Consider the following 228-nt stretch of genomic DNA (forward strand, 5'->3'; position numbering starts at 1 on the left):
GTGAATCAACATCCGCTTCAGTAAGCGCCAGCGAAAGCACCTCGGCTTCGGTAAGTGCAAGTGAATCAACATCCGCTTCTGTGAGCGCCAGCGAAAGCACATCTGCCTCCGTAAGTGCGAGCGAATCAACTTCAGCATCAGTAAGTGCGAGTGAAAGCACATCTGCCTCCGTAAGTGCTAGTGAAAGTACTTCGGCTTCGGTAAGTGCAAGTGAATCAACATCTGCTT

Annotated in this window: 1 protein-coding gene; it reads right to left on the reverse strand. The window is 50.4% G+C overall.

Going from position 1 to position 228, the window contains the following annotated elements; all coding sequences use genetic code 11:
• On the reverse strand, positions 1 to 228 hold a 228-nt coding region (locus LMC10_RS02120), incomplete at both ends, for a hypothetical protein (RefSeq protein ID WP_267866778.1).

The organism is Limosilactobacillus reuteri subsp. simiae, assembly GCF_020784875.1.
Lineage (GTDB): Bacteria > Bacillota > Bacilli > Lactobacillales > Lactobacillaceae > Limosilactobacillus > Limosilactobacillus reuteri_H.